Annotated in this window: 1 protein-coding gene; it reads left to right on the top strand. The window is 35.1% G+C overall.

Features of this window, described 5'->3' with window-relative positions:
* Positions 1 to 17: 17 nt before the first annotated feature.
* Positions 18 to 653, top strand: a complete 636-nt coding sequence (locus tag V7164_RS25505; RefSeq protein WP_335355635.1) for an FMN-dependent NADH-azoreductase — start codon at positions 18 to 20, stop codon at positions 651 to 653.
* Positions 654 to 872: the final 219 nt, after the last annotated feature.

The raw sequence follows: 872 nt of genomic DNA, 5'->3' as shown, positions 1-872 counted from the left end.
AACAGAAGGTGAATAAGATGGCCAAAGTATTATACATTACAGCTCATCCAAATGATGAAACACAATCTTTCAGTATGGCTGCAGGAAAAGCATTTATTGATACATACAAAGAAGTAAATCCGAATGATGAAGTCATTCACATTGATTTATATAAAGAGAATATCCCTCATATTGATACGGATGTTTTCAGTGGATGGGGAAAACTTCAATCTGGTAAAGGATTCGAAGAGCTTTCAGCAGAAGAAAAAGAAAAAGTGGGGCGTCTTAATGAACTGAGTGAACAGTTTATGTCAGGAGATAAATATGTATTTGTGACGCCTTTATGGAATTTTTCATTCCCACCAGTAATGAAAGCGTATATTGACTCTATTGCAGTTGCAGGGAAAACTTTTAAATATACCGAACAAGGTCCAGTTGGTCTATTAACAGATAAAAAAGCACTTCATATTCAAGCCCGTGGAGGTGTTTATTCAGAAGGTCCAGCTGCTGGTGTAGAAATGGGTCATCGCTTCTTAAGTGTAATCATGAATTTCTTTGGTGTCCCTTCTTTTGATGGTTTATTTATAGAAGGACATAATGCTATGCCGGATAAAGCACAAGAAATCAAAGAAAATGGAATTGCTCGTGCAAAGGACTTAGCTCATACTTTTTAATTAATTGCGAGTAAATCTAATGACTTGAGGCTAATTCAAAGTGTCTATTTTCAAAGATTTGAGAATATCTCTTGTGAGTTAGCCTTTTTATCCAAGGTCATTCATAAAACTTTGTTACTCCCCCCAATTAACTACTCAATAAACGTGGGCAATTCTAAGAACGTTATTAATATTATCTTGAACTCAAGTATTCATGAAAAGGGCGCTTTTCTGTAATAA

It is taken from the genome of Bacillus sp. JJ1474, assembly GCF_036965225.1.
Taxonomy (GTDB): Bacteria; Bacillota; Bacilli; order Bacillales; family Cytobacillaceae; genus Cytobacillus.
The sequence above is the reverse complement of the archived record's forward strand: the minus strand, read 5'-3'. Positions and strand labels throughout refer to the sequence as shown.

Excerpts from the sequence above, each read along its gene's own strand:
- V7164_RS25505 (WP_335355635.1), top strand. The coding sequence starts at position 18 with ATGGCCAAAGTATTATACATTACAGCTCATCCAAATGATGAAACACAA.